The organism is Candidatus Eisenbacteria bacterium (assembly GCA_030017955.1).
Classification (GTDB): Bacteria; Eisenbacteria; RBG-16-71-46; order JASEGR01; family JASEGR01; genus JASEGR01.
The window spans coordinates 1-560 of sequence record JASEGR010000243.1; the positions used below are offsets into that span (position 1 = coordinate 1).

At 52.5% G+C, this 560-nt stretch carries 2 protein-coding genes; both read right to left on the reverse strand.

The genetic code is table 11. From position 1 onward, the window contains the following. Window positions 1–74: 74 nt before the first annotated feature. Window positions 75–224, reverse strand: a complete 150-nt coding sequence (rpmG, locus tag QME66_14025) for a 50S ribosomal protein L33 (protein ID MDI6810057.1) — start codon at window positions 222–224, stop codon at window positions 75–77. A 13-nt stretch (window positions 225–237) separates the two neighbouring features. Further along, the coding region (tuf, locus tag QME66_14030) for an elongation factor Tu (GenBank protein MDI6810058.1) at window positions 238–560 on the reverse strand (323 nt) is incomplete at its 5' end.

Here is a 560-nt window from a genome sequence, read left to right on the forward strand (position 1 = left end):
CTAGCCGTTAGAGCTACAGGCCTAAAAACAATCTTCCCGCAAATTGGCTAGGAGACCGTCAGGACTTCGGTTCTCTATTTCGTTTCCTTATGAACAGTGTGAGTCCTGCAGGATGAACAGTACTTGCGGAACTCCAATCTATCGGGATGTTTGCGCTTGTTCTTTGTGCTCGTGTAGTTCCGTCTCTTGCACTGTGAGCACGCAAATACTATCTGTTCTCGCATCGAGCGCCCCCTGCTATTCCAGGATTTCTACGACTACCCCTGCGCCTACAGTCCTGCCGCCTTCCCTGATCGCCAACCGCAGCCCCTTCTCCATCGCAATCGGCGTTATCAACTCTATCGTCATCGTCACGTTGTCTCCTGGCATCACCATCTCACGCCCATCCGGCAAATTCGCCACACCGGTAACATCCGTAGTCCGAAAATAAAACTGAGGTCGATAACCGGTGAAAAACGGCGTGTGCCTCCCTCCCTCATCCTTCGACAATATGTATACCTCTCCCTTAAACTTCGTATGCGGCGTTATGCTCCCAGCCGCCGCCAACACCATCCCACGCT